Source organism: Arthrobacter sp. IK3, from assembly GCF_051337705.1.
Lineage (GTDB): Bacteria > Actinomycetota > Actinomycetes > Actinomycetales > Micrococcaceae > Arthrobacter_B > Arthrobacter_B koreensis.
Genome location: NZ_JBPPSW010000007.1, coordinates 169766 through 192075, shown reverse-complemented (window position 1 = coordinate 192075; position 22310 = coordinate 169766). Strand labels below are relative to the sequence as shown.

Annotated in this window: 29 protein-coding genes; 18 read left to right on the top strand and 11 right to left on the bottom strand. The window is 66.2% G+C overall.

The features are described from left to right. Window positions 1-3 precede the first annotated feature (3 nt). Window positions 4-258, bottom strand: a complete 255-nt coding sequence (locus ACSLGO_RS11345) for a hypothetical protein (protein ID WP_091601313.1) — start codon at window positions 256-258, stop codon at window positions 4-6. 149 nt (window positions 259-407) lie between these two features. On the opposite strand from ACSLGO_RS11345, the gene ACSLGO_RS11340 reads away from it, so the two are divergent. The 3 genes from ACSLGO_RS11340 to ACSLGO_RS11330 all read left to right on the top strand — a co-directional run bounded on the left by ACSLGO_RS11340 (window position 408) and on the right by ACSLGO_RS11330 (window position 2619). Next, complete coding sequence (locus ACSLGO_RS11340; protein ID WP_387003775.1) at window positions 408-905, top strand: MarR family winged helix-turn-helix transcriptional regulator; 498 nt, start codon at window positions 408-410, stop codon at window positions 903-905. A gap of 90 nt (window positions 906-995) precedes the next feature. Further along, window positions 996-1244, top strand: a complete 249-nt coding sequence (locus ACSLGO_RS11335; RefSeq protein ID WP_263127756.1) for a hypothetical protein — start codon at window positions 996-998, stop codon at window positions 1242-1244. 127 nt (window positions 1245-1371) lie between these two features. Then, window positions 1372-2619 (top strand): MFS transporter, encoded by a 1248-nt coding sequence (locus ACSLGO_RS11330; RefSeq protein ID WP_436401139.1) that lies wholly within the window; start codon window positions 1372-1374, stop codon window positions 2617-2619. On the opposite strand, the gene ACSLGO_RS11325 is transcribed toward ACSLGO_RS11330, so the two are convergent. After that, the gene (locus ACSLGO_RS11325; protein ID WP_436401138.1) at window positions 2616-3320 is read right to left on the bottom strand and encodes an NUDIX hydrolase; all 705 of its coding nucleotides are present in this window, start codon (window positions 3318-3320) and stop codon (window positions 2616-2618) included. The two genes, ACSLGO_RS11330 and ACSLGO_RS11325, sit on opposite strands and share 4 nt — an antisense overlap. Before the next feature lie 128 nt (window positions 3321-3448). Between ACSLGO_RS11325 and ACSLGO_RS11320 the strand changes: the two genes are divergently transcribed. From ACSLGO_RS11320 to ACSLGO_RS11310, 3 genes are read left to right on the top strand one after another with little or no spacing between them, the layout of a single operon-like run. Then, entirely contained in the window at window positions 3449-4093 is a 645-nt protein-coding gene (locus tag ACSLGO_RS11320; protein WP_152273942.1) for a GyrI-like domain-containing protein, read from the top strand. 50 nt (window positions 4094-4143) lie between these two features. Further along, window positions 4144-4482, top strand: a complete 339-nt coding sequence (locus ACSLGO_RS11315; protein WP_091601301.1) for a PadR family transcriptional regulator — start codon at window positions 4144-4146, stop codon at window positions 4480-4482. Further along, window positions 4479-5459: a permease prefix domain 1-containing protein gene (locus tag ACSLGO_RS11310; protein WP_436401137.1), complete on the top strand. Its 981-nt coding sequence runs from the start codon at window positions 4479-4481 to the stop codon at window positions 5457-5459. The genes ACSLGO_RS11315 and ACSLGO_RS11310 overlap by 4 nt, the downstream gene beginning before the upstream one ends. A 60-nt stretch (window positions 5460-5519) precedes the next feature. Here ACSLGO_RS11310 and ACSLGO_RS11305 read toward each other — a convergent pair whose 3' ends face one another. Further along, window positions 5520-6119, bottom strand: a complete 600-nt coding sequence (locus tag ACSLGO_RS11305; RefSeq protein WP_091601572.1) for an antibiotic biosynthesis monooxygenase — start codon at window positions 6117-6119, stop codon at window positions 5520-5522. Window positions 6120-6289: 170 nt separating this feature from the next. Beyond that, the gene (locus ACSLGO_RS11300) at window positions 6290-7186 is read right to left on the bottom strand and encodes a LysR substrate-binding domain-containing protein (RefSeq protein ID WP_436401136.1); all 897 of its coding nucleotides are present in this window, start codon (window positions 7184-7186) and stop codon (window positions 6290-6292) included. Window positions 7187-7304: 118 nt separating this feature from the next. Between ACSLGO_RS11300 and ACSLGO_RS11295 the strand changes: the two genes are divergently transcribed. From ACSLGO_RS11295 to ACSLGO_RS11285, 3 genes are read left to right on the top strand one after another with little or no spacing between them, the layout of a single operon-like run. Then, complete coding sequence (locus tag ACSLGO_RS11295) at window positions 7305-8597, top strand: cytochrome P450 (protein WP_436401135.1); 1293 nt, start codon at window positions 7305-7307, stop codon at window positions 8595-8597. A 22-nt stretch (window positions 8598-8619) separates the two neighbouring features. Then, window positions 8620-8943 carry a 2Fe-2S iron-sulfur cluster-binding protein gene (locus tag ACSLGO_RS11290; RefSeq protein ID WP_091601294.1) on the top strand — a complete coding sequence of 108 codons (324 nt, stop codon included), beginning with the start codon at window positions 8620-8622 and terminating at the stop codon, window positions 8941-8943. A gap of 1 nt (window position 8944) precedes the next feature. After that, the gene (locus tag ACSLGO_RS11285; RefSeq protein WP_436401134.1) at window positions 8945-10189 is read left to right on the top strand and encodes an NAD(P)/FAD-dependent oxidoreductase; all 1245 of its coding nucleotides are present in this window, start codon (window positions 8945-8947) and stop codon (window positions 10187-10189) included. A 113-nt stretch (window positions 10190-10302) separates the two neighbouring features. Here ACSLGO_RS11285 and ACSLGO_RS11280 read toward each other — a convergent pair whose 3' ends face one another. Continuing rightward, a complete protein-coding gene (locus ACSLGO_RS11280; protein WP_436401133.1) occupies window positions 10303-11031 on the bottom strand; it encodes a LysE family translocator in 729 nt (242 codons plus the stop codon). 80 nt (window positions 11032-11111) lie between these two features. On the opposite strand from ACSLGO_RS11280, the gene ACSLGO_RS11275 reads away from it, so the two are divergent. The 4 genes from ACSLGO_RS11275 to ACSLGO_RS11260 all read left to right on the top strand — a co-directional run bounded on the left by ACSLGO_RS11275 (window position 11112) and on the right by ACSLGO_RS11260 (window position 13838). Then, the gene (locus ACSLGO_RS11275) at window positions 11112-11561 is read left to right on the top strand and encodes an Lrp/AsnC family transcriptional regulator (protein WP_091601289.1); all 450 of its coding nucleotides are present in this window, start codon (window positions 11112-11114) and stop codon (window positions 11559-11561) included. A 37-nt stretch (window positions 11562-11598) separates the two neighbouring features. Next, the gene (locus tag ACSLGO_RS11270; protein ID WP_325786055.1) at window positions 11599-12267 is read left to right on the top strand and encodes an alpha/beta hydrolase family protein; all 669 of its coding nucleotides are present in this window, start codon (window positions 11599-11601) and stop codon (window positions 12265-12267) included. Window positions 12268-12287: 20 nt separating this feature from the next. Continuing rightward, window positions 12288-13004 (top strand): DUF3592 domain-containing protein, encoded by a 717-nt coding sequence (locus ACSLGO_RS11265; protein ID WP_263127764.1) that lies wholly within the window; start codon window positions 12288-12290, stop codon window positions 13002-13004. Window positions 13005-13142: 138 nt separating this feature from the next. Then, window positions 13143-13838, top strand: a complete 696-nt coding sequence (locus ACSLGO_RS11260; RefSeq protein WP_436401132.1) for an HAD family hydrolase — start codon at window positions 13143-13145, stop codon at window positions 13836-13838. Window positions 13839-13848: 10 nt separating this feature from the next. On the opposite strand, the gene ACSLGO_RS11255 is transcribed toward ACSLGO_RS11260, so the two are convergent. Beyond that, the gene (locus tag ACSLGO_RS11255) at window positions 13849-14223 is read right to left on the bottom strand and encodes a nuclear transport factor 2 family protein (protein WP_436401131.1); all 375 of its coding nucleotides are present in this window, start codon (window positions 14221-14223) and stop codon (window positions 13849-13851) included. 74 nt (window positions 14224-14297) lie between these two features. Between ACSLGO_RS11255 and ACSLGO_RS11250 the strand changes: the two genes are divergently transcribed. Beyond that, the gene (locus ACSLGO_RS11250; protein ID WP_419242365.1) at window positions 14298-15323 is read left to right on the top strand and encodes an LLM class flavin-dependent oxidoreductase; all 1026 of its coding nucleotides are present in this window, start codon (window positions 14298-14300) and stop codon (window positions 15321-15323) included. 46 nt (window positions 15324-15369) lie between these two features. After that, window positions 15370-15834: a GNAT family N-acetyltransferase gene (locus ACSLGO_RS11245; protein WP_436401130.1), complete on the top strand. Its 465-nt coding sequence runs from the start codon at window positions 15370-15372 to the stop codon at window positions 15832-15834. A 67-nt stretch (window positions 15835-15901) separates the two neighbouring features. Here ACSLGO_RS11245 and ACSLGO_RS11240 read toward each other — a convergent pair whose 3' ends face one another. Both ACSLGO_RS11240 and ACSLGO_RS11235 read right to left on the bottom strand, forming a co-directional pair. Next, window positions 15902-16375, bottom strand: coding sequence for a hypothetical protein (locus tag ACSLGO_RS11240; RefSeq protein WP_325786059.1), 474 nt, complete (start codon window positions 16373-16375; stop codon window positions 15902-15904). Between the two features lie 126 nt (window positions 16376-16501). Then, window positions 16502-16801: a hypothetical protein gene (locus ACSLGO_RS11235; protein WP_091601273.1), complete on the bottom strand. Its 300-nt coding sequence runs from the start codon at window positions 16799-16801 to the stop codon at window positions 16502-16504. A gap of 53 nt (window positions 16802-16854) precedes the next feature. On the opposite strand from ACSLGO_RS11235, the gene ACSLGO_RS11230 reads away from it, so the two are divergent. After that, complete coding sequence (locus ACSLGO_RS11230; RefSeq protein ID WP_411800945.1) at window positions 16855-16968, top strand: BBE domain-containing protein; 114 nt, start codon at window positions 16855-16857, stop codon at window positions 16966-16968. On the opposite strand, the gene ACSLGO_RS11225 is transcribed toward ACSLGO_RS11230, so the two are convergent. Beyond that, window positions 16956-17183, bottom strand: a complete 228-nt coding sequence (locus tag ACSLGO_RS11225; RefSeq protein WP_091601569.1) for a hexameric tyrosine-coordinated heme protein — start codon at window positions 17181-17183, stop codon at window positions 16956-16958. The genes ACSLGO_RS11230 and ACSLGO_RS11225 overlap by 13 nt on opposite strands. Before the next feature lie 91 nt (window positions 17184-17274). Between ACSLGO_RS11225 and ACSLGO_RS11220 the strand changes: the two genes are divergently transcribed. Both ACSLGO_RS11220 and ACSLGO_RS11215 read left to right on the top strand, forming a co-directional pair. Then, the gene (locus ACSLGO_RS11220; RefSeq protein WP_436401129.1) at window positions 17275-17895 is read left to right on the top strand and encodes a flavin reductase family protein; all 621 of its coding nucleotides are present in this window, start codon (window positions 17275-17277) and stop codon (window positions 17893-17895) included. A gap of 213 nt (window positions 17896-18108) precedes the next feature. Next, window positions 18109-19890: a BCCT family transporter gene (locus ACSLGO_RS11215; protein WP_436401128.1), complete on the top strand. Its 1782-nt coding sequence runs from the start codon at window positions 18109-18111 to the stop codon at window positions 19888-19890. Between the two features lie 83 nt (window positions 19891-19973). Here the strand turns inward: ACSLGO_RS11215 and ACSLGO_RS11210 are convergent, their stop codons facing one another. Together ACSLGO_RS11210 and ACSLGO_RS11205 are read right to left on the bottom strand one after the other, a co-directional pair. Next, window positions 19974-20888, bottom strand: coding sequence for a ribokinase (locus tag ACSLGO_RS11210; RefSeq protein WP_263127772.1), 915 nt, complete (start codon window positions 20886-20888; stop codon window positions 19974-19976). A gap of 29 nt (window positions 20889-20917) precedes the next feature. Then, on the bottom strand, window positions 20918-22300 hold the full coding sequence (locus tag ACSLGO_RS11205) for an MFS transporter (RefSeq protein ID WP_436401164.1): 1383 nt from the start codon (window positions 22298-22300) through the stop codon (window positions 20918-20920). Window positions 22301-22310 lie beyond the last annotated feature (10 nt).

Below are 22310 nucleotides of genomic sequence, written 5' to 3'. Positions count from 1 at the left end.
CGGCTACTCCCCGTCGTCCGGGAACTCCTCCCCCGCGTTCCGGGGGTAGTCGTCCTCTCCGTCGGCGGCGGAGCCATCACGCTCCTGGTCCAGGCGGTCCGCTTCGGACCCTCCCGGCAGGAGGGGATCGCCGTGTGGCCGGACGGGATCGTCAGCGCCGCCGTCTTCTTCCGGTTCGGGAACGGCAGGCAGCTGCTGTTCCAAGGTGTCTTCCTCAGTGCGGGAAGGAATTGCCGGTTCCTCAAAGGGCGTGGCCATAGCCGATTCTCCTTTGCAGCACGTGCGATGCCTTCACCACAGGCGCGGGCATCGCGGGACGGGGTTAAAACCCTAGGCCATAGAACTCAATGAATCACCAGTCCGAGTAAGTAGCCTGGCTAGTATTCCGTTCGGCTAGACTTGTGCGCATGCCTGAACACGCCAATCCCACAGGGGCCGGATACTGGTACGACCAGTCGCCTTCGACGGCAGGCGGCGTGGACGTACTCAATGCACTCCGCGCCTACCGTGCTGCCGAAGCCGCAATGCGCCGCCGCACCCGAGATTCAATGCGCATGAACGAGACCGACCTGCTGGCCATCCGCTACGTCATGCAGGCCCGCCAGGCCGGTAAATCGATTGGACCCAAGGACCTATCCCGCGTCCTGAACATCTCCACAGCGTCCACCACCGCCCTAATTGACCGCCTGCAGAAGGGCGGATATCTGACCAGGCGGCCGCACCCTACTGACCGGCGGGCCCTGGAGATCATTCCCACCGAAAACGCTGACCTCGAAGTCCGCGACACGCTCGGTGCAATGCACCGCAAAATGCTGGACACAGCCGAGGCTCTGACCCCGGAAGAGGCAGGAACCATCACCCGGTTCCTGCGGGAGATGGCCCACGTTCTCGACGCCGACGGGTAGTATGGATGTCCAAACTTTACATAGCAGGAGCCTTAGTTTATAAATAGTCTGTCTAGCTAGTTGCTAGCCTACCTATCGAAGGGTGCAGTCATGACGGTTATTAATTCCCAGCAGGTCCCCGCTTTCTCCGCCACGGATGATGAATCCCTTTCCTCCCTCGCCATGGCTGCCTCGAATCTCGAAGCCCAGCAGTGGGCCGTGGACCGCGCAGAGCAGGTCCTTACCGAACTGGTGCAGAGCGCGGTGAACGAGGGGCTGGAGACCGGCAGCATCGCCGCCGTTGCCGGACTCACCCAAGAGGAAATCGAACAGATCTCGGCAAAAGGCGCCGGCGCCTAAACCTCCAAACCCCGCCGCCGCGCTTCTCGCCGCAGGCTGCAACGTGTCACATATCTACTCTTAGCCCGAGCGCCCCAACCTCGCGCTAACGTGGTGCATGACACATCCGCAGCTGCAAAGGAGAAGCGTGGCGGTTTTCAGCAGGATGAGGAAGGCGCCGCCCGTCCGGGCAGGCCTGGCCCTGACCGGAGTCCTGCTGATCGGCGTCAACCTCCGCGTCGCCTTCGTCTCCGTCGGCCCCCTGCTCGCGGACATCGGCCGCGAATTCGACTTCTCCAGCGCACAGTCCGGGCTCCTCACCGGCCTTCCGCTCATCGCCTTCGCCCTGTTCTCCCCGCTGGCCCCGGCCGTTGCCCTGCGGACCGGACTCGACCGGGCCCTTTGGCTCTCACTGGCACTTCTGGCCGCCGGTACCGTCTTACGGTCAACTCCGGCCCCGGCGGCGCTCTGGAGCGGGACCCTCCTGATAGGCATAGCCATTGCCTTCCTCAACGTCCTGCTCCCTTCGCTGATCAAGCGGGATTTCCCGGGCCGGATCAGCCAGCTCACCGGCCTGTACATAGCTGCGCAGAGCCTGGTCACCGCCCTGGGCGCCGCAATAGTGGTGCCCGTGTCCCTGATTCCCGGATCCGGTTGGCGGCTTGCCCTGGGGATTTGGGCCGGGCTGGCACTGCTCGCAATGGCCATCCTGCTCCCGGGACTGAAACGCGGAACGGGCGACGGCGGTGCCGCCGCGGCGGGCGCCCCTGCGGCACCGGTACGCTTCCGGTCCCCCTGGAAGACGCTCCTCGGTTGGCAGGTCACCCTGTTCATGGGCCTGCAGTCGGTCGGCTTCTTCGTAGTGACAACCTGGCTGCCCAGCATTGAACGTGATCAGGGAATCTCCGAGACCACTTCCGGGCTGCACGTCTCCGCCTTCCTGGTAGTGGGCACCGCCTCATCCCTGATGACCGGCGCGGTCCTGGGCCGGTTTTCGGACCAGCGGCTGCTGGGCATGGCGGGCAGCCTGCTGGCCATGGCAGGCTTCCTCGGGCTCCTGGTTGCTCCGCAGCTGTCCCTGGTGTGGGTGGTGGTCAGCGCCTCAGGCTGCGGCAGCATGATTGTTACGGCCCTGTCCCTGTTCAGCCTGCGGACTACCAACCATGTCCAGGCGGCTGCCCTCTCCGGCATGGCACAGTCAGTGGGCTACGCCATCGGAGCCGCCGGGCCCGTGCTTTTCGGGTTCCTCTATGACCTCAGCGGAGGCTGGACCGTCCCGCTGGCTGTGAGCGCCGGGATCATGGGGCTGAGCTGTGCCATGGCTTTCCTCGCCGGGCGGGACCGCGTGCTTCCGGAACACCCCCGGGAGCGCCCGGAAGTTCGGCACGGAGCCTAGCTCCGCTCGTAGCGCCAATCGCTGCCGCGCATCACCAGGCGGTGCCGGCGCCCGGGCCGCCCTGCGCCTTCGGCGGGGTACTCCTCATCCCCGTGCCAGGCAATCACCGCGTCCGGTTCATATCCGTCCAGAAGCCGGCTGCTGTAGGTTTCCGGGGCTGCGGCAGCGGCAACCGCCAGGGCCGCCGCCGCGTTCGGGAACTGCTGCAGCAGCGTCAGGGTGACGAAGGTGGGAGCAACCAGAAGCATCTTGCCCCCGCGGTGCAGCTCCAGGGCTGCGTCCGGCGTCAGCCAAGCGGAATCGATCAGTTCACCGGGATTCAGCCGGATTTCTCCGTCCGGCGCCGGCGCCAGGAAGAACCAGGTGCGCAGGCGTTTGGGCGCCTGCAGCGGAGGAACCCAGCAGGACAGTTCCACCAGCGCGTCCGGCTCCAGCACCAAGCCGGTTTCCTCCACCGTCTCCCGCGCTCCCGCGATCCTTGCCGCCGGCACATCTTCCGCCGGGGAGCGCGGCTCGGCCCGGAGATCGGGCGGTAAGGACCCCGCCGCGGCGTAATCCTCGGGATCCACCCGGCCGCCCGGAAAGACCCAGGCTCCCGCGAACGTACCCGTGTGCCGCGGCCGTTCGAGCAGGAGGACCTCGAGGCCGTCCGCGCCGTCGCGCAGCAGGACCACCGTTGCGGCTGTGCCTACCAGTGTCATTCTTCCCCTGTTCTGTTCCCGCTCCACGGAGCGGATGCTTCCTTGGATCGTAGCGAATGCCGAACCCTGCCGCGCACCGTTGCCCCCGGGGGCCCGGGTGACCTTTGATGGTTCTCAGGAGGCGCCCCATGAATTCATCCCCAGGCCCGGCAGGAAGCCAGGCCAAGTATGACGTCAAGAAGGCACTGCGGCAGCTCTACTCCCCTGGGCGCAGCTTCACGCTCTTGGAGGTGCCTCCGCAGCGCTTCCTGGCGGTGGACGGGCACGGGAACCCCAACACTTCGCCGGATTATGCGGCCGCGGTCCAGGCACTCTACGCGGTGGCGTATTCGCTGAAGTTCGCTGCGAAGCGCAGCAGCGGGCAGGACTCGGTGGTGGCACCGCTGGAAGGTCTCTGGCGGGCAGAGGACCCGGCAGCGTTCCTCCAGGGCAGCAAGGATTTGTGGGACTGGACCATGCTCATCAGCCAGCCGGAGTGGGTCAGCGAAGAAACTGCCCTGGAAGCGGCCGCTGAGGTCCGGGCCAGGAAGGACCTCGACGCCGCGGCACGGATCCACTGGCTGGAGCTGAAGGAAGGCCTCGCAGTTCAGGTGATGCACATCGGTTCCTATGACGACGAAGCTCCCTTGCTAGCACAGCTGCACCACGAGTTCATGCCCGAGAACCAGCTGGACTTCAACGGCGACCACCATGAGGTCTATCTCAGCGACCCGCGGCGCACTGCGCCGGAGAAGCTAAAGACCATCCTGCGCCAGCCGGTCCGGCGAAGATAAAAACAGTCCACCTGTTGCAATATCGTGCGTGACACACCATAGTGTGAGTCATGGACGAAGACCTGCTGGGTGGACATCTCCAGGAACTGCGCCGCGGAACGGTGGTGCTGGCCTGCCTCTCCATCCTCAAACAGCCCGGCTACGGCTACGGCCTGCTTGAAGCCCTTGAGCGGGCCGGGTTCGCCGTCGAGGCCAACACCCTCTACCCGCTGCTGCGACGCCTCGAAAAGCAGGGGCTGCTCACCAGCTCCTGGGACACCGAAGAGGCACGCCCGCGGAAGTTCTACACCACCAGCGAACAGGGCACTGAGCTGTTAGACGCCCTGCTGAAGGACTGGGAAGCGCTCCACGCCTCCATCCGCCGGCTCAACGAAGGAAAAGCATCATGAGTACTCTCACTGACCGTTATGTCTTCGCCGCCCTGCGTTCACTCCCGGAGGGAGCACGGGCGGACATTGAGCGGGAACTGCGCGGTTCCATCGCGGACGACGTCGAGGCACGCGTCGAGGCGGGCCAGCCGCCGGCCGAAGCGGAAAACGCGGTCCTCACGGAACTCGGGGATCCGGCACGCCTGGCCGCGCAGTACAGCGGGCGGCCCCTCTACCTGATTGGGCCGGACCTTTTCCTGGACTGGTGGCGGTTGCTGAAAACCCTCGCCGTCATTCTTACGCCGCTTGCGTTCCTCGGCTCGGCCGTGGTGCAGATGGCCCTGGAGCCCGGGGACGCCGCCGGAGCCTTCGGCGCCGCGATCGGCACGGCCATCAGTGTCCTGGTGCACCTCGGTTTCTGGGTCACCCTGGTCTTCGCGGTCATCCAGTTCAACGGCACCCGGCGGAAGGACCTGGGCCTGCAGCCGTGGTCACCGGCCATGCTGCCGCAGGTTCCGCGGAAATCCCAGGTCTCCCTCGGCGACACCATTGCCTCGGTGGCGCTTGCCGCCTTCTTCATCGGCGTGCTGCTCTGGCAGCGGGTGGGTTCCGTGATGTACCTCGACGGCGAACCCGTGGTGGTCCTGCAGGAAAGCCTGTGGAGTTTCTGGCTGCCGTACGTGATCGTCCTGCTGGTCATCGAGGCGGGCTTCGCCGTCGTGCTTTACCTGGCCGGACGCTGGACCTACGCCTTTGCAGGGGTTAACGCCGTGCTGGCGCTGGCGTTTATGGTGCCGGTGCTGTGGCTGCTGTCCACGGGCCAGGTCTTTGAGTGGGCCTTCCTGGCTAACGTGGACTGGGGTGCGGACGCGTCCACCTGGATCAGCGGAATCACCGCTGCGGCCGTCCTGTTCATCGGGCTGTGGGACATTGGCGACGGTTTCCTCAAGGCCAGGAAGTCGGGGCGGTCTGGCCATGTTCCCGCTGCGGTCCGGTAGATACAACGACGGCGCCGGCCGGGCAGTGTCCCGGGCAGCGCCGTCGTGCGTGGCCGTGTCTTAGGAGCGGCGGCGCGCCAGCCACGGCTGCAGGAGGCCGGTGACCCAGGGCAGTACCCAGTACGCCATGATCGGGGTGAGGACCGCCGTCGTAATCAGTACCCGCAGCGGCATGGGCAGTTGCTCCCAGCCGGGGAAAGCCAGCCCTACCAGCCAGGTGAAGGCCAGGTTGACCGGAAAGAAGCCCAGCCAGATGGCCACGGCCTGCTTCCAGCGCGGAGGTGTTCCCGGGGCCTCCAGGTCAGTGGTGGAGGACGGCGAATCGAACCAGCCTTCAATGCCGGTGCGGCGGGTGACGGTGCGGTCCTCAACCATGTCCCGTCCGCGTTCCAGCCATTCGCGCCGCGGTTCGGAGTGTTCCCAGGCGTCCAGGGCCGCGGCATCGGCGAAACGGTAGAGCATGTGCCATTCGTCGGAAGTGGCGGAGGCGCGGACCCATCCGGAGCCGAGGAACCCGGGCCAGGTGTTGGCGAGGTTGACGCCCTCCTGGACCCAGTGTGTGGCCTCAGGCACCCGGCGGGGATCGACCCGCCGTGTGATGGAGACCGTCACCGCCTCCGGCCCGCGGGCCGGAAGGGTGTCAGTGTGCGTTGATGTCATGCCTCCAAGTATCCGGACGGGTTTGGCGGGCGTCGAATTCCGGGAACGTGCTTCCTGCCACATCCGGCCGCCGTACTGCTGTCACCGCGCCCCCTCCTTCCCTCGAGAGGCCAGTTACGGCTCCTTTCAGGCCTGAAAAAAGCCGTAACTGGCCTCTCGAGGGGCGGCGGTCAGCCGTAAAGCTCCGCCGCGAGGCTGAGCATCGCCGCCACACTCCGGGATGGCCGCAGCGCTGCCGGCCACACCATGGAGACGGGAACCGGACGTGCCGCCGGCCGCAGCGGCCGCACCACGAGCGGACGGCCTTCATAGGACAGCTCCCCTGCCGGCTGCTGGACCAGGATGGCGTAGCCCATCCCGCGTCCCACCAGCGAGCGCGTCACCTCATAGTCCGTGGTCCGGAACCGGACACTGGGTGTCAGGCCGGCGGCGCCGAACATGGTCATGGTGTTCTCCCGGCTGGGGTCCACGTCCAGCAGGATCATGGGTTCGGACGCCACATCGGCCAAGGACAGTTCGCTGCGCTCCGCCAGCGGATGTTCGGCGGACAGCACCACGGCCGGTTCGGCAGCGAACAGCGGCTGCCGGTTCAGTCCCGCCGGAAGCGAGAGATCGTAGGCAATGGCGACGTCGAGCTGCCCGTCCGCCAGGCGACGGTGGATTTCCGACTGCGGACCGTCGTAGAAGTCCAGCTCCACCAGCGGATACCGCCGTCCGTAGTGTTCGATCAGCCGGGCCAGCACCGTCGGCGCCAGCGTCAGGTAACAACCCAGCACCAGCGAACCGCGCACCTCGGCGTCCGTGCCGCCGGCATGCAGCTGCAGATCCACGGCATCCACCAGCAGGTTCCGTGCCCTTCCCAGTACGACCTGCCCTGCCGTGGTCAGGGTGATGCCGTGCGCCTTCCGCCGGATGGCCAGCTGTGCCCCGAAGGCCCGCTCGAGGTTGTTCAGCGCCCCGGCTACGGCCGATTCAGAGACGTGCAGGCTCCCCGCAGCGGACGCGATGCTGCCGTGGTCCGCCACGGCGGCGAACACTTCCAGCTGCCGCAGGGTGTACCGGAGCATCCATAACCTCACTAAAGACGTGGATATTCAATGATTTCTTGTACTTTACCGGGGATATGACGCAGGGCACACTGATAGCCAGGCGGGTGCCGCCGCGACGCATACGAGGAGATCACCGATGACCACCCCGGATACCACCCAGTCCCCCAGCTGTCCCTATTCCGGCGTGCAGGCAGACCACGACGCCGCCGCGGCCGCACCCGCCGCCGTGACGGCTACCGTGCCTTCCGCAGTCGATGTCCGGGAAGCACCCGTGGCCGACTGGGTCACCATCCCCGACCTGTACCGGGATCCGTTCCCCATCTACCGGCGGATGCGCGAGGAAGCACCGGTGCACTGGGTCCCGGCGGTGAACCGCTACATGGTGACCAGTTACGCCGCGTGCCACACCATCGAGCAGGACGATGCGACCTTCTCCGCCAACGAAAACGGCTCCCTCATGAAGCGCTCCATGGGCCACTCAATGCTGCGCAAGGATGATCCGGAGCACCGCATCGAACGTGACTCCTACGGCTCCACGCTGCGCCCGGGCACCATCAAGAACCATTGGAAAGCCCTCTTCGAGGCGAACAATGAGAAGTACCTCGGCGAGCTGGAGGCGAAGGGGCCGGGCGCCGACTTTGTCTGGGATTACGCCGCGCCCTACGCCGCCGAGAACCTGCGCCTGGTCTGCGGCTTCCTCAACGCGACGCAGCAGGACCTGCAGCGCTGGAGCCAGACGATGATCGACGGCACCGGAAACTACGCAGACGACGCCGATGTCTGGGAGAAGAGCGCGCGCTCGTCTGCGGAAGTGGATGCCGCGATTGACGAAATGCTGCCGTACTTCCGGGAGAACCCGGACCACTCGCTGCTCTCCGGGCTGGCCTCCATGCCGATCCCGCTGGAAGCCATCCGCGCCAACCTGAAGATGACCATCGGCGGCGGGCTGAACGAGCCGCGGGACGTCCTGGGCACCACGGTCTGGGCCCTGCTGGAGAACCCGGACCAGCTGGCCTCGGTGCGCCGGGACCCGAAACTGTATGCCGCGGCCTTCGAAGAATCCGTCCGCTGGGTGGCTCCGATCGGAATGTATCCGCGGGAGGCTACCCGCAACACCGTGCTCGAGGGGGTCCGGCTGCCCCAGGGAGCCCGCATCGGCGTCGTTATCGGTGCCGCCAACCGGGACCCGGCCGTCTTCGAGGACCCGGAAACCTACAACCTGCACCGGCCCAAGAAGCCGCACCTGGGATTCGGCGGCGGAACGCACTTCTGCGCGGGAACCTGGGTGGCCCGCACCCAGGTGGCCCAGGTAGCCATGCCCGCCCTCTTTGAGCGGTTCCCGCGGCTGCGCCTGGACCCGTCGGCAGAAACGGTCGACGCCGGCTGGGTCTTCCGCGGCATGCTCAAGATGCCCGTGCTCTGGGATTAATCCCGCCTTTCCTAGGAGAACCATGAATTCCATTACCTTTATCCAGCCCTCAGGCACGCCGGCCACGGTGAGCGTGGAGCCGGGAACGTCCCTGATGCGCGCCGCCGTCACGAACGGAGTGGACGGCATTGTCGGGGAATGCGGCGGCCAGGCCATGTGCGCCACCTGTCACGTCTATGTCCGCCCTGAATTCGCCGCTGCCCTGCCGGAACCCAGCGACGACGAAGAGGAAATGCTGGACTGCACCACCGCCGAGCGGACCGAACTGTCCCGCCTGGGCTGCCAGATCAAGGCCTGTGCGGAACTGGACGGGATCGTCGTCGACGTTCCTGCGGAACAGGTCTGAGATGTCCGTAGTCATCATCGGCGGCGGGCAGGCCGGACTGCAGGTGGCGGACTCGCTGCGCAGCGGCGGCTACCCGGAGGCCGTCACCGTCATCGCCGACGAGCCCGGCCTGCCCTACCAGCGTCCGCCGCTGTCCAAGGACTACCTCTCCCCGGAGGGCAGCCCCGCTCCCCTGCCGCTGCGCGCGGCGTCGTTCTTCGCGGACAAGGAGATCACGCTGCGCAGCGGGGTGCGTGCCGCAGCCGTGGACCGCGCCGCGCGGACCGTCACACTCGGCGACGGCGAGCAGGTGGACTACCGGCACCTGGTCTTCGCCACTGGCGCCGCAAACCGTGCACTCACCTGCCCGGGCGCAGATTTGCCTGGCGTCCATCTTCTACGGACACTTTCCGACGCCGAGGCGCTGCACGCAGACCTCGCTGCGGCACGCCGCGTAGTGGTGGTCGGAGCTGGATTCATCGGGCTGGAAGTTGCCGCCGCGGCCCGGGCACGCGGCTGCGAAGTGACGGTGCTGGAGTTCGCACCGGGCCCCATGGGGCGCGCCCTGAGCCCGGTGACGGGCGCCTGGTTCGCCGCCGCCCACACCCGTGCCGGGATCCGGCTGCAGTTCAGCGAAGGCATTGCCTCCCTGGAGCCGGGCATGGACGGCAGGGTTGGCTGGGCAGTGTCCACGACCGGCGCCCGGTACCGGGCGGACCTGGTGGTGGCGGGCATCGGCGTCGTGCCCAATGATGCGCTGGCCGCCGCGGCCGGGCTGGAAACCGGGAACGGCATTGTGGTGGACGCCGCGCTGCGCACCTCGGATCCGTCGGTCCTGGCGGTGGGCGACTGCGCCAGCTTCCCGTCGGCGCACACGGGGGCACGGATCCGGGTTGAGTCGGTCCAGAACGCCACCGACCAGGGACGGCATGCGGCGCGGACCATCCTCGGAGCCGCCGAGCCGTACACGGACCTGCCGTGGTTCTGGAGCAACCAGGGCAGCCTGCGGCTGCAGATCGCCGGCCTCTCCGTGCCCGGGGACCAGCTGGTGATCAGCGGGGATCCGGAGAGCGGGAAGTTCTCCGTGCTGTGCTTCCGGGACGGACGGCTGGCTGCCGTGGAGTCGGTCAATTCGCCCGGCGAGCATCTGGGGGCGAGGAAACTGCTGGCGGCCGGGATCAGTCCGGCCCCCGAGGAGGTTGCTGTCCCCGGCTTCAGCCTGAAGACCCTGGCACGCCAGGCCGTCGCGGCGGCGTCGCCCGCCTAGCACCCGCCGTCACCCGCGCCCACCTCCATCGAGATGGCAGAAACTGCTCTTTTGAGCCCTCAAACGGGCAGTTTCTGCCATCTCGATGGGCGGTCCGGGCTGAGCAGACCGGTTCAGGCCAGCAGCAGGAGCCGCTCGCCGAGCAGGACCAGCGCCACGCACACCATCAGGATCCCGCTGACGAGGGTGACTGCCCGGGCTGCTGCCGGGCGGGAGCGCAGCAGCCGCCGGGCGCCGAGGGCAACGAGTGTGTAGACGAGCACGGAGACACCAAAGTGGGACAGTCCCAGCACCAGCGACTGCAGCGGCAGTGCAAGCGCGGCGGCCGGGTCCACAAACTGCGGGATCAGTGCGAGATAGAGGAGCAGGGCTTTTGGATTGGTACCAGAAGTTCCCAGCCCTTTCAGGAATTCCCGGCGCTCGACGGCGCGGCGGGAGCGTACCGGTGCGCGGACTGCCAGCGCCACAGATCCGCCGGAACCGGAACCGGTCTCCGCAGACGGTTCCGGCTGCCCTTCGGCCGCGGGCACCGGCGTCGTGGTTCCGTCAGTGAACCCGGCACCGCGCCATGACCGCATGGTGGAGACGCCCAGCCACAGCAGGTAGGCGGCGCCGGCCAGCGTCAGGCCGGTGAGGAGGCCGGGCGAGGCCGCGATGAGCGCGGCGAGACCAGCGACGATCAGCGCAGTGTGGAAGAGGTAGCCGGTGCACAGTCCGGCTACCGAGGGGGTCACGCGCCGTGAGCGCAGGCCGGAGGAGATGCAGTACGCCCAGTCAGCGCCCGGGGTCATGGCCAGGGTGACCGAAACGGCCGCGAAACCCGCGAGCTGCGAAAAATCCATTCCTCAACCCTAGGAAAAACACGGCGCGAAGTGCTGACCGGAATGTGCTGCCAAAACCACCCTCACGGTATGATTTTTGCGTGATTGACGCGATTGATCGGGAAATTTTGCGCCTGCTCCAAAATGATGGACGGATGAGTGCGACGGCGGTTGCCGCCCGGGTGGGACTGACGGTCGCCCCGTGCCATCGACGGATCAAGGAGCTTGAACGTGCCGGTGTCCTTACCGGCTACCGTGCCGTGGTTGATCCAGCCGCAGTGGGGCTGGGCTTCCAGACCCTGCTGTTCGTCACCCTGCGCGACCGTGCGCAGATGCTGGCTTTCGAGAAGGCTGTGGGCCTGCACGAGCAGATTGTGAAGGCGGACCGTCTCTTCGGGGATCCCGATTTCCTGCTGAAGGTGATCGCGGCGGACCTCCCCGGCTACCAGCAGTTCTACGACGACGTGCTGGTGAACCTGCCCGGGGTGGAAAAACTCACCAGCACCATCGTGATGAAAACCGTCAAAGAGGAGGCCGGCCTGCCGCTGTGAGGTGAGCGGCGCGAGGACGTCCCGTAAATTGGAACGCATGCCAGTGCAGCAGGAGAACCTCACAGTCTCGGTTGGCGAGGGGACCGTCAGTGCCGTCTTCGCGCAGCCCGCCGGTGCCTGGGCGTCCATGGTGGTGGCGCATGGGGCCGGGTCCGGCATGGAGCATCCCTTCCTCACCGGCTTTACCGATGCGATGAACGACGGCGGCGTGGCTACCTGGCGGTTCAACTTTCCTTACCGGGAGGCCGGGAAGAAGTTCCCGGACCGTGCCCCGGCCGCGATCGCGGCGTGGCGGGCGGTCATGTTCGCCGCGGAAGACAACGCCGACGGCGTGCCGGTCTGGGCGTGCGGCAAATCGTTTGGCGGGCGGATGGCGTCCATGGCCGTGGCCGAGGGGATGCCGGCTGCCGGCCTGGTGTATCTCGGCTACCCGCTGCACCCGCCGGGCAAACCGGAAAAACTGCGCGACGAACACCTTTACGGGCTCGCCCAGCCGATGCTGTTCCTCCAGGGAACCCGGGATCCGTTCGCCCTGCCCGGCGAGCTGGAACCGGTGGCCGCCAAGATCGGGCCGAACGCCGTCGTCGAGCGCGTTGAGGGCGGCAACCACATGTTCGAGGTGGCGGGGAACAAGCGGCCGCAGGACGTCATTGGCGCGTCCCTCGCCGGGCCGGTGCTGGAGTTCATGCAGCAGCATCTTCCCTAGTCAGACGGTATTCTGCTGGGGTGAAAAAGACGCCTCAGGTTACCCCTCCATCCCCGGGTTCCTTCCAGGTGCCGGAAGGCTGGGTCCTCTCCCCGCACCGCAATACCAGCAGGTACGCCATGGAGGTGGCCTATGGCAGGCACGCCTGGCGCGGAATCTACCTCAACGACGGCGCCGGCAACGGTTATTTCGCGCCTGGTTGGAACGGGGTACGGTTGGCGCGAAATATGCGTGTGGTCCAGCGCGTGGCCGGGACCCTGACCATTTTGTCCCTGCTTTTCTTCAGCGGCTGGACTGTGAAAACGGTACTCGAGAATAAGGAGTACTACCGGCTCTCGGCAGAGGGCGTCCAGACCCAGGCCCTGGTGCAGTCGGTTTCGACGGAGACGTCCACCCGACACCGAAAAAACACTGACAGGACCTACACGACCGATACAGCAGCGGTTGTCACCTATTCCGTGGGAGGAGATTCGTTCTCGGGGACGGTGGAGCACCGGTCCCACTCGAAAGACGGATATCCCGAACCTGAATGGCGGCCGGGGGAATCTGTTGAGCTGTATGCCGATCCTGCTGCTCCGGAAAAAATTGTGGTTCTCAGTCCGTATCTTGAAGAACGGACCAACCCCGTCAACGGCTCAACCTGGTTCCTGATGATCATGGGCCTGGGGCTATCCGCTGTTCCCGCCGTCATTTACTTCGTCTCCCGCAGCAGCCGGCGCAAGGCAGAAGCACTTTAGTCCGCTGCCGCCTGTGACGGGTGCCGGTTTTGACGGAAGTGCAGCGTCCTGCCACGATCAGTCTGGGTGTTCGCCGTCGTCAGTGCCCGTCCGTTTTATGCGCCGCAGGGTCCTGCGGCAACCGTCCAGGAGGAACCTTTGTCGCCACATCCCGCCCTGCAGGCCGTTTTCTGGGACATGGACGGAACCCTGGTGGACACCGAGCCGTACTGGTTCGCCGCGGAGAAGAACCTGATGGCCCGGTTCGGGGTCAGCTGGAGCGACGAGCAGGCCATGGAACTGGTGGGCAATGCCCTTCCCGATTCGGCCCGCGCGCTGCAGCAGGCCGGCGCGGACCTGAGCATCCGGGAAATCCTCGACACCATGCTGGCCAGTGTGGTCAGCTCCGTGCAGAAGGAAATCCCCTGGCGTCCCGGAGCCCGCGAAATGCTCGCAGAACTCTATGCGGCCGGAATCCCGTGTGCCATGGTGACCATGAGCGAGTCCCTGCTCGCCCGGGTGATCGCGGACCAGCTGCCGGAGGGCACGTTCCGGTTCCTGGTAACCGGAGAGATGGTCGCTAACGGCAAGCCTGATCCGGAACCCTATCTGCTGGCGGCGAAGCTGATGGGCGAAGAACTGGGCATGCCCCTGGAGCTGGACCGCATTGTGGCCGTGGAGGATTCCCTGCCCGGAGTCGCTTCCGCCAAGGCCTCCGGTGCCGTGACCGTTGCCGTGCCCAACGCCGTCGACGTGCCGGAACAGCCAGGGATCACCCGCTGGGAGACGCTGGCCGGCCGCGGTGTGGCGGACCTGCAGGCACTTGTTGCGGAGCGGGTTTCCGCCTCGGCTTAGCCGCCTACCCCTAGTCCTGCTGCTCCTCAAACGGCGTGTGCTGGTGGACAGCGAGCTTCCACACACCGTTTTCCCGGGCATACACGCTGGTGAGCAGTGCTGTGTAGGGAGTACCGTCCCGGTCGGCACGCACCTTATAGGTGAGCACACCGACGTCGTCCGCCGCCAAGTAGTCCTCCCGCGGTTCGAGGATTTCGAAGGCGGTCCAGGGCGGACCGCCCATCGACTCGATGATCTGCTGCCGGTCCGTAATCCGCAGCCCGTTGGTCAGCAGGACCACGGGTTGGCTCGCCAGCACATTGGAGTAGAACGCCGTCGCCTCCCCCGGTCCGGTGGACAGCGCATGCCAGCCGGCGGTTTCGATTTCCACGAGTTCGTTTTCCATGGTCCGGCACTCTAGCCCCGGTCAGCGGACGGAAAAGTACCGTCCGGAATATCCGGGGCAATACATGCGCTGGCATGAATGTGAAGAAGATTGGATTCCTTTCCTTTGGCCACTATCAGGACGTCCCTGGTTCGCTGACGCCCACAGCAGGCGATGCCCTGCTGCAGGCCATCGAACTCGCGGTTGCTGCCGAGGAGGTGGGTGCTGACGGAGCGTTCGTACGGGTGCACCACTTCGCTCCGCAGCAGGCGTCCCCGTTCCCGCTGCTCGCCGCCATGGCAGCACGCACATCGCGGATTGACCTGGGCACCGGCGTCATTGACATGAGGTACGAAAACCCGCTGTACATGGCCGAAGAAGCCGCCGCGACTGACCTGATCAGCGGCGGCAGGCTGCAGCTTGGGATTAGCCGGGGATCCCCCGAGCCTGCGCTGCGTGGCGCGGAGTCATTCGGCTATGTTCCCGGCGAGGGACAGAACGACGCCGATATGGCCCGCCAGCACACCGAAATCTTCCGTGCCGCCATCACCGGCCGCGGCATGGCACCGGCCAACCCGCAGATGACCGGGCACGCCGGCCTGCTGCCCATCGAGCCGCAGTCCCCCGGGCTGAGCGACCGCATCTGGTGGGGTTCGGGAACCCGGGCAACCGCGAAGTGGACAGGCGAGCAGGGCATGAACCTGATGAGTTCCACCCTGCTCACGGAGGACACCGGCGTTCCTTTCGATGAACTGCAGGCCGAGCAGATCCACGCCTACCACGAGGCCTGGAAAGCCGCAGGGCACCCCGGGCAAGGCAAAGTTTCCGTCAGCCGCAGCGTCATCCCGCTGGTCAGCGAACAGGACCGGCGCTACTTCGGGCTCCGTGCGCAGGCTGAAGCGAAGGACCAGGTGGGCCGGCTCGAAGGCGGGCTGGCGCGGTTCGGTCGCAGCTTTGTGGGCGAACCGAACGTCATCGCCAACGAACTGGCCGACGACGCCGCCGTCCAGCTGGCAGACACCGTGCTGGTCACGGTGCCCAACCAGCTCGGGGTCGACTACAACGCGGCACTGCTGGAGAACATCGTCAAGCTCGTGGCACCCGACGCCGGCTGGCGCTAAGGCATGCAGGCCTCCTGCAGGGAAGCCCAGCGGTAGGATCAGGCACATGAAGAAAGGAAATGGCCCGGTGATCCTGCGAGCCTGCCGCGGTGAGGCGGAGTACCCGGCGCTCGTTGACATCTGGCGCAGCGCAGTCCGTGCTACCCATGATTTCCTCGACGGATCCGACTTCACCCGGATCGAATCCCGTCTCGCTTCCGACTACTTTCCGGCCGTAACCCTCACGGTCGCGGAGAAGGACGGGAAGCCGGTCGGGTTCGCCGGCGTCCACGGCGACTCGCTGGAGATGCTCTTCGTCTCCGATGCAGTGCGTGGGCAGGGCATCGGTTCAACTCTCCTCTCCGAGGTCATTGCCCATCAGGGGGTTTCCAAGGTTGACGTGAACGAGCAGAACCACGGCGCCTACGGGTTCTACGTCAGTCGAGGCTTCGTTCGAGTGGGGCGCAGCGAGCTCGACGCGGACTCTCGACCGTACCCGACCCTTCACATGGAGCTGTCGACAAACCGCTGAGTGGGCGGCGCCTGGCCGCCAGAAGCGGCGTCTTATAACGCCCGACGCCGGCTGGCAGCAGTCCGGCTCACCCGGCGGTGCCCATGATGGCGGCGGCGATCACCGCACCGGCGCCGTCCTGGATCTGACCGTTGAGGCGCAGCGCGTTGACCCGTTCGAGAGGCTCGTTCAGCGGCGCCGTGCGCGGTTCGCCGTCGCAGGCCAGGGTCATGACGTCCAAGCCGGTCCAGGATGACCCTGTACGGACACTTGCACCAAAGCTGGCTTCGCCGCCGCCGAAACAGGCCACGTTAACGCCCTCGATGCGGGCGTCCGACTCATAATCCAGCGTTATTCCTTCATCGGGCTGGGGAACTGCGTCGTGCTGCAGTGCGAGAAAGCTGCCCGCACCGAGGAAGTTCGCACTCACCGCCTCGCTTTCCACAAAGGCGTCCGCCTGCGCCTGGGCTGCCTGCAATTCAGGTTCCGGAAGCGAAGTGCAGGACGCCAGCGCCGTCGAAAGCACCACTGGAAGAACAAGAAGGTATCGGCGTCGGCGCATGGCAGGGAGCCTACACTGCCATGCCCGAAGGTGCCCGACGGCACTTCCTCCGAATCCACATTGCAGAAACTGCCCGTTTGAAGGCTCAAACGGGCAGTTTCTGCAATGTCGGGGAAGGGAGCCCGGTTACTTCCGGCGGCCGAACACCAGGGACGCCAAAGCGGTCGCTGCAGTGACGGTGTAGACCGAGGGCCAGGCGCCGAGCTTCTTGGCCAGCGGGTGGGAGAGGCCGAAGGCCGCCACGTAGGTGGAGGTGAGCGCGACGGCGGTGCCCGTGCCGGCGTCGCGCTTCCACAGGGCGAAGGCTGCGGCACCTGCAGCGGCCAGAACCGCGCCGCCGAGCTGCCGGTTGCCGGTGTCGCGGGCAGTCTTGAAGCCGCCGATCAGGCCGGCGGAAGTGATGAGCGGGGTCAGCAGGGATGCCACGGTGTTCTCCTTTGGATCGACTGCCTCCAGCCTAACCCCGCCTTTCGGAAGGACTGGGCCAGAGCCTCTCGGCACTCAAGTCCGCCGTCGATCCGCAGAACCTGTTCCGGCGCAACCACAACATCGCGCCCTCCGCGCCTGAGCCCCCAAGCGTTCAGCGCCAGTAGTTGTTGGCCGCAGCGATGGTGGCGAACTCAATGGCCACCACGTGCGACGACGCGATGAGCTCCTCGGGGTCCGTCGTGTAGACGTCGCGTCCGGCCCGGAGTACGTTCTCATCCGGCTGGATCGCATAAATGCTGTGCAGTGCCAGTTCCAGGGCCAGCTTGCGGCCCTCCTCCGGCGTCGCGGTCACAAGGGAGTTACCCGGAATGAGTTCCATGCTGCACCTGGTTTCGTGTAGGTCGGTCACAAACCCCATTCCAACGATTCCAGCCCGTCCCGCTTTTGGGAACGCCGCTAAGCTCAACACCATGAGAACGGACTTCGATCCCGCCGAAATGGGCGGCCGCAGCTTCTACCGCCTGCTTACCTCCGTGGTGGTCCCCCGCCCCATCGCCTGGGTTTCCTCCGTATCCGCGGCGGGAGTGGAGAACCTCGCCCCGCACTCCTTCTTCACCATCGCCTCGGTAAATCCGCCGGTGGTCTCCTTCACTTCCGTGGGCGAAAAGGACTCGCTGCGCAACATCCGGGAGACGGGCGAGTTCGTCATCAGCCTGACGCCCGAGGACATGTTCGAAGCCGTCAACGCCACCGGCACCGGTTTCGCCGCCGAGGTCAGCGAGTTCGACGCCGCCGGCATCGCCGCCGAGCCCAGCGCCACCGTCCGGCCGCCTCGGGTCGCCGGCTCCCCCGTGGCCCTGGAATGCAGGCTGCATGAGATCCACCCGGTGGGCGACTGCTTTGTTGTCTACGGCGAAATCCTCCGGGCGGCAGTCCGTTCGGACACACTCGACGCCGATTCACACCCGCGGATCGAGGCGCTGCGCCCGCTGTCCCGGCTGGGCCTGAACGAATGGGGAACAGTTGGCGGCGTCCGGGAAATCTCGCGGATTCCTGCCGATGAATGGCCCGGACACTACGGCGCGAACTAAGCGCCGGGAAGCCCCGTGAAAGAGGCAAGCGAGACTCCAGGGGCGCGTTTTTCCCCACGCGCCGAATCTCTTCCTCCCTGTCACTTTGTGCTACCAGTTTCAACACCCGGCGGTATCTCAGTAGGCTTATAGACGGTGCAAGTCGCCGCAGCAAGAGCATCCGCCAGAAAAAGTCTGAAGCGCTTGACAAAAGCGCAGGAGGAGAAACTGGGAATGACCGCCACACAAGGCGCTGGTACCGGAAGAGATACCGAAGCGAAAATAACGGAGACCGAGTCTCCGGCCAAGGTGGACCGGGAACCCCCCGCAGCCACACCCAAGCCAGGCAGCGGCATCGCCCGCTGGGTCTTCTGGCCGGCTGCCGCCATCATCGTAGTGTTCGCGGTCTTTGCCATCGTTTTCCCCGGCACCGCCACGGACATGTTCAATTCAGTGCAGAGCAACGTCATCCGCTGGTTCGGCTGGTACTACGTCGCCGCTATCGCCATCTTCGTGGTGTTCGCCCTGTGGATTGGGCTCAGCCGTTATGGGGACATCAAGCTGGGCAAGGACGAGGACGAGCCGGAGTTTTCGATGCGGTCCTGGTTCGCGCTGCTGTTCGCGGCCGGCATGGGCATCGGCCTGGTGTTCTTCGGCGTCGCCGAGCCGCTGAACCACTTCGCGTCACCCCGCCCGGGTGTTGAAGGCTCCCCCATCCAGCTGGCGCAGCAGGCACTGACCCAGACTTACCTTCACTGGGGGCTTCATGCCTGGGCCATCTACGTCGTGGTAGGTGTCTCCATCGCCTACGCCGTGCACCGCAGGGGCCGACCCATATCCATCCGCTGGACCCTGGAGCCCCTGCTGGGCAAGCGCCGCGTTTCCGGCGGCTGGGGCAACCTGATTGACGTCGTCGCCCTGGTTGGCACCCTCTTCGGTGTGGCAACTTCACTGGGTCTTGGCGTGCTGCAGATTTCCGCCGGCCTGGAAGAAGCCAACATCATGCAGGCCACGCAGATGACGCAGGTAGGACTCATCCTCGGCATCACCATGCTCACGATCGCTTCACTGGTCTCCGGTGTGGGCAAGGGCATGAAGTGGCTCTCCAACATCAACCTCATGCTGGCCGGGCTGCTGCTGCTGTTCGTCCTGTTTGCCGGGCCCACCCTGTTCCTGCTGCGCGAATTCGTGCAGTCGATCGGCAACTACCTGCAGAACGTTATTGGCCTGACCTTCAACACGCTGGCCTTCTCCGGTGCCGAGGGCGAGGCCTGGCAGGCCGCCTGGACCACGTTCTACTGGGGCTGGTGGATCTCCTGGGCACCGTTCGTAGGCATCTTCATTGCCCGTGTGTCCAAGGGACGCACCGTCCGGCAGTTCGTCGCAGGCGTGCTGCTGGTTCCCAGCATCGTCGGGTTCCTCTGGTTCGCAGTCCTGGGTGGCACTGCGATCTACCGTGAACTGTTCGGCGAAGGCGGCCTGGTAGGCGCCGACGGGTCAGTAGACACCGAAGGTTCGCTCTTCGGCATGCTGGGCGGGCTGCCCGGCGGCACTGCACTGACTATCGGTGCGATCCTTCTGATCTCGATCTTCTTCATCACCTCCGCTGACTCCGGCGCCCTGGTCACGGGCATGCTCTCCACCGGCGGCGATGTTGAACCGAAGAACTGGATTCGGATTTTCTGGGCACTCTCCGCCGCTGCCGTGGCCATTGCGCTGCTGCTAGCCAACGGCCTGGAGGCCATCCAAACGGCGGCCATCCTGACGGCGGTGCCATTCAGCGTGGTCATCCTGCTGATGTGCGTGGCGACGGCCAAGGCCTTCCATCAGGAACACGAGACCCTCATGCGTGCCCAGCGGAAGCTGGCCCGGGACCAGATCACGGCCCACGTGACCGAACAAGTCCAGGACACCATGCAGGAACACTACGAGGACCACGTGGCAACCCAGGTGGACGCCGCCGTGAAGAGACAGTGGCGGCGGACGGGTGGGTCCCACAAGGCACCGAAGTCCTGACGTTCCGTCCCCGTAACAGGAGAGGCCCTGCACCGTGTGGTGCAGGGCCTCTCCTGTCTGTAACCGTCTGGCGGAAAACCGTTCTAGTCCAGCAGGTCCCGCAGGACCGGGTAGGAGGACTGCGCGCCTTCGCGGGTGGCAGCCAGGGCACCGGCACGCGCTGCGAACCGGGCGGCCTCGGCCAGGGATTCGCCGGCAGCGAGCCGTGCTGCCGTGGCTGCCGTAAAGGCATCCCCGCACCCCGTGGTGTCCACTGCGGTCACCTTGGTCGGCTCAACGCGCACCACGCGCGCGTCCCCGGCCGCGGTTCCATCCAGTACGACGGCGCCGTCCCCGCCGAGGGTGATGATGGTCCGGCGCACCCCCAGTGCGTCCAGGGCAGCGAGAACCGCTTCCCAGTCCGCAGCAGGGTCCGCGAGCCCCGTCACCAGCGCGGCTTCGTGCGCGTTCAGCAGCAGCACGTCGGTCAGCCCGAGCAGTTCCGCCGGCACGTCGCGGTAAGGCGAGAGGTTCAGCAGCACCTGGGCACCGGCGTCGTGCCCTGCCCTGGCCGCAGCGGTGACCGCCTCAAGCGGCACCTCCAGGCTCAGCGTGAGCACGGCAGCGCCGTCGAACAGGTCTGCCGGCAGTTCAGCGCCCGTCACGGTTCCGTTGGCGCCCGGGGACACAATGATCGTGTTTTCGCCGGCGGCGTCCACGACGATCATGGCGGTACCCGTAGCGGTGCCGGTGCGGCGCAGCACGCGGGACGCGTCAACACCGGCACTGGAGGCGGCGTCGAGCAGCAGATCGCCGTTCCCATCCGCACCCACGGCACCGAACAGGCGCACGTCCGCGCCGAGGATCGCGGCGGCGGCGGCCTGGTTGGCGCTCTTGCCGCCCGGGACGATCACCAGCTCGGACCCGTTGAGGGTCTCCCCCGGTGAGGGGAAGCGCTCGGTGCGGACGGTCAGGTCCGCGTTGAGCGACCCAACAACAACGACTTTTCCTGCAGGCATGCGGGATTCTCCTTGGGAACGGGCTGGCGTCAGCGGTCAGCCGGGGCGCCGGCCGGCACCTCGGCTGCGACCGGTTTGGGGATGAGGAAGGACGCGGCGAGGGCCAGCACCAGGGTGACCAGACCGGCAACAATACCGCCGTAGTAGCCTCCGGCACCGCCGTCGGCCGGCGTGGTGGCCGTCTTGACCGCGTAGATCACGGCAAAGCTGAGGCCCGCACCCAGGTTGAACGCGCCCGCGTTCAGGCCGGGAAGGAAGCCCGGGTTCTCCTTCGGTGAGAGCACGATGCCCAGTCCGTTGAGCATGATGTTGCCGATTCCCGCGTAGGTGATGCCGATCAGCACGGACACGCCCAGCAGGCCCAGCTTCGAGTCGCTGCCCACCACCAGGAGCACCAGGGTGAGACCAATGACCGAACCGATCATGCCGATGCGGAGTACCTTGCCGTAGCCCAGGGTCGCCGCCAGGCGCCCTGCGATCGGGCCGACAATCAGGCCGGCGATGGCGTACGGGGTCAGGGTCCACCAGGCGGATTCCTCAGCACCCATGCCGAAGCCGATGACGCCGTCCTGCGCCAGTGCCGGAATAATGCCGTTCATGACCGCAAAGACGCCGGTCATGGTCAGCAGCGTGGTCAGCAGCAGGGCCCAGGTGGAGCGCTGCTTCAGCAGGTAGGTGGCAACCAGCGGCTGTTCGGTGCGGTTTTCAACCTGCCAGAACACGGCGAAAGCAACCACGGCCACCGCGATTAATCCGATAACCAGCGGCCAGTTGGCGTCCGCCAGCTTGCCGGCTTCGTTGAAGGCGGTCAGCAGGGTGCCAACGGAGATGACCAGCGGCACGACGCCGACCCAGTCCATCTTTTCCTTCTTCTCTGCCGTGGATTCCGGTGCCAGGAACAGCAGCAGCGCGGTGGCGACTGCACCAACAGCGGCCATGGCCCAGAAGACCGAGGCGAAGCCGTGGTTCTGCGCCAGGTAGCCGCCGGCGATGGCGTCGACGCCCGCAATGCCGCCGTTGACGGCGGTAATGACGCCCATCAGGGTTCCGTAGAGCTTGGCGTCGCGGATTTCGACGCGCAGCATGATCAGCGTCAGCGGAACAACAGGTCCGGAGACGCCCTGGATCAGGCGGGCAACGAAGAGGACCTCGATGCTGGGGGCAAGCGCCGCGACCACCGAACCGATGGTCAGCACAATCAGCATTCCGGCGAGGACCTTTTTGCGGCCAATGATGTCGCCAAGCCGGGGCAGGAACAGGGAGAACAGTGCGGCGGCGGTGAAGAACGCCGTCTGGGTCAGGCCAACGGCGGCAGAGGTGGTGTTCAGTTCCTCTTCGATGGTGACCAGTGCCGGGGAGAGCATGGAGGCGTTGAGCTGGAACGCAACGCAGGCGGCCAGCAGCGCCGCCATCAGCGCGCCT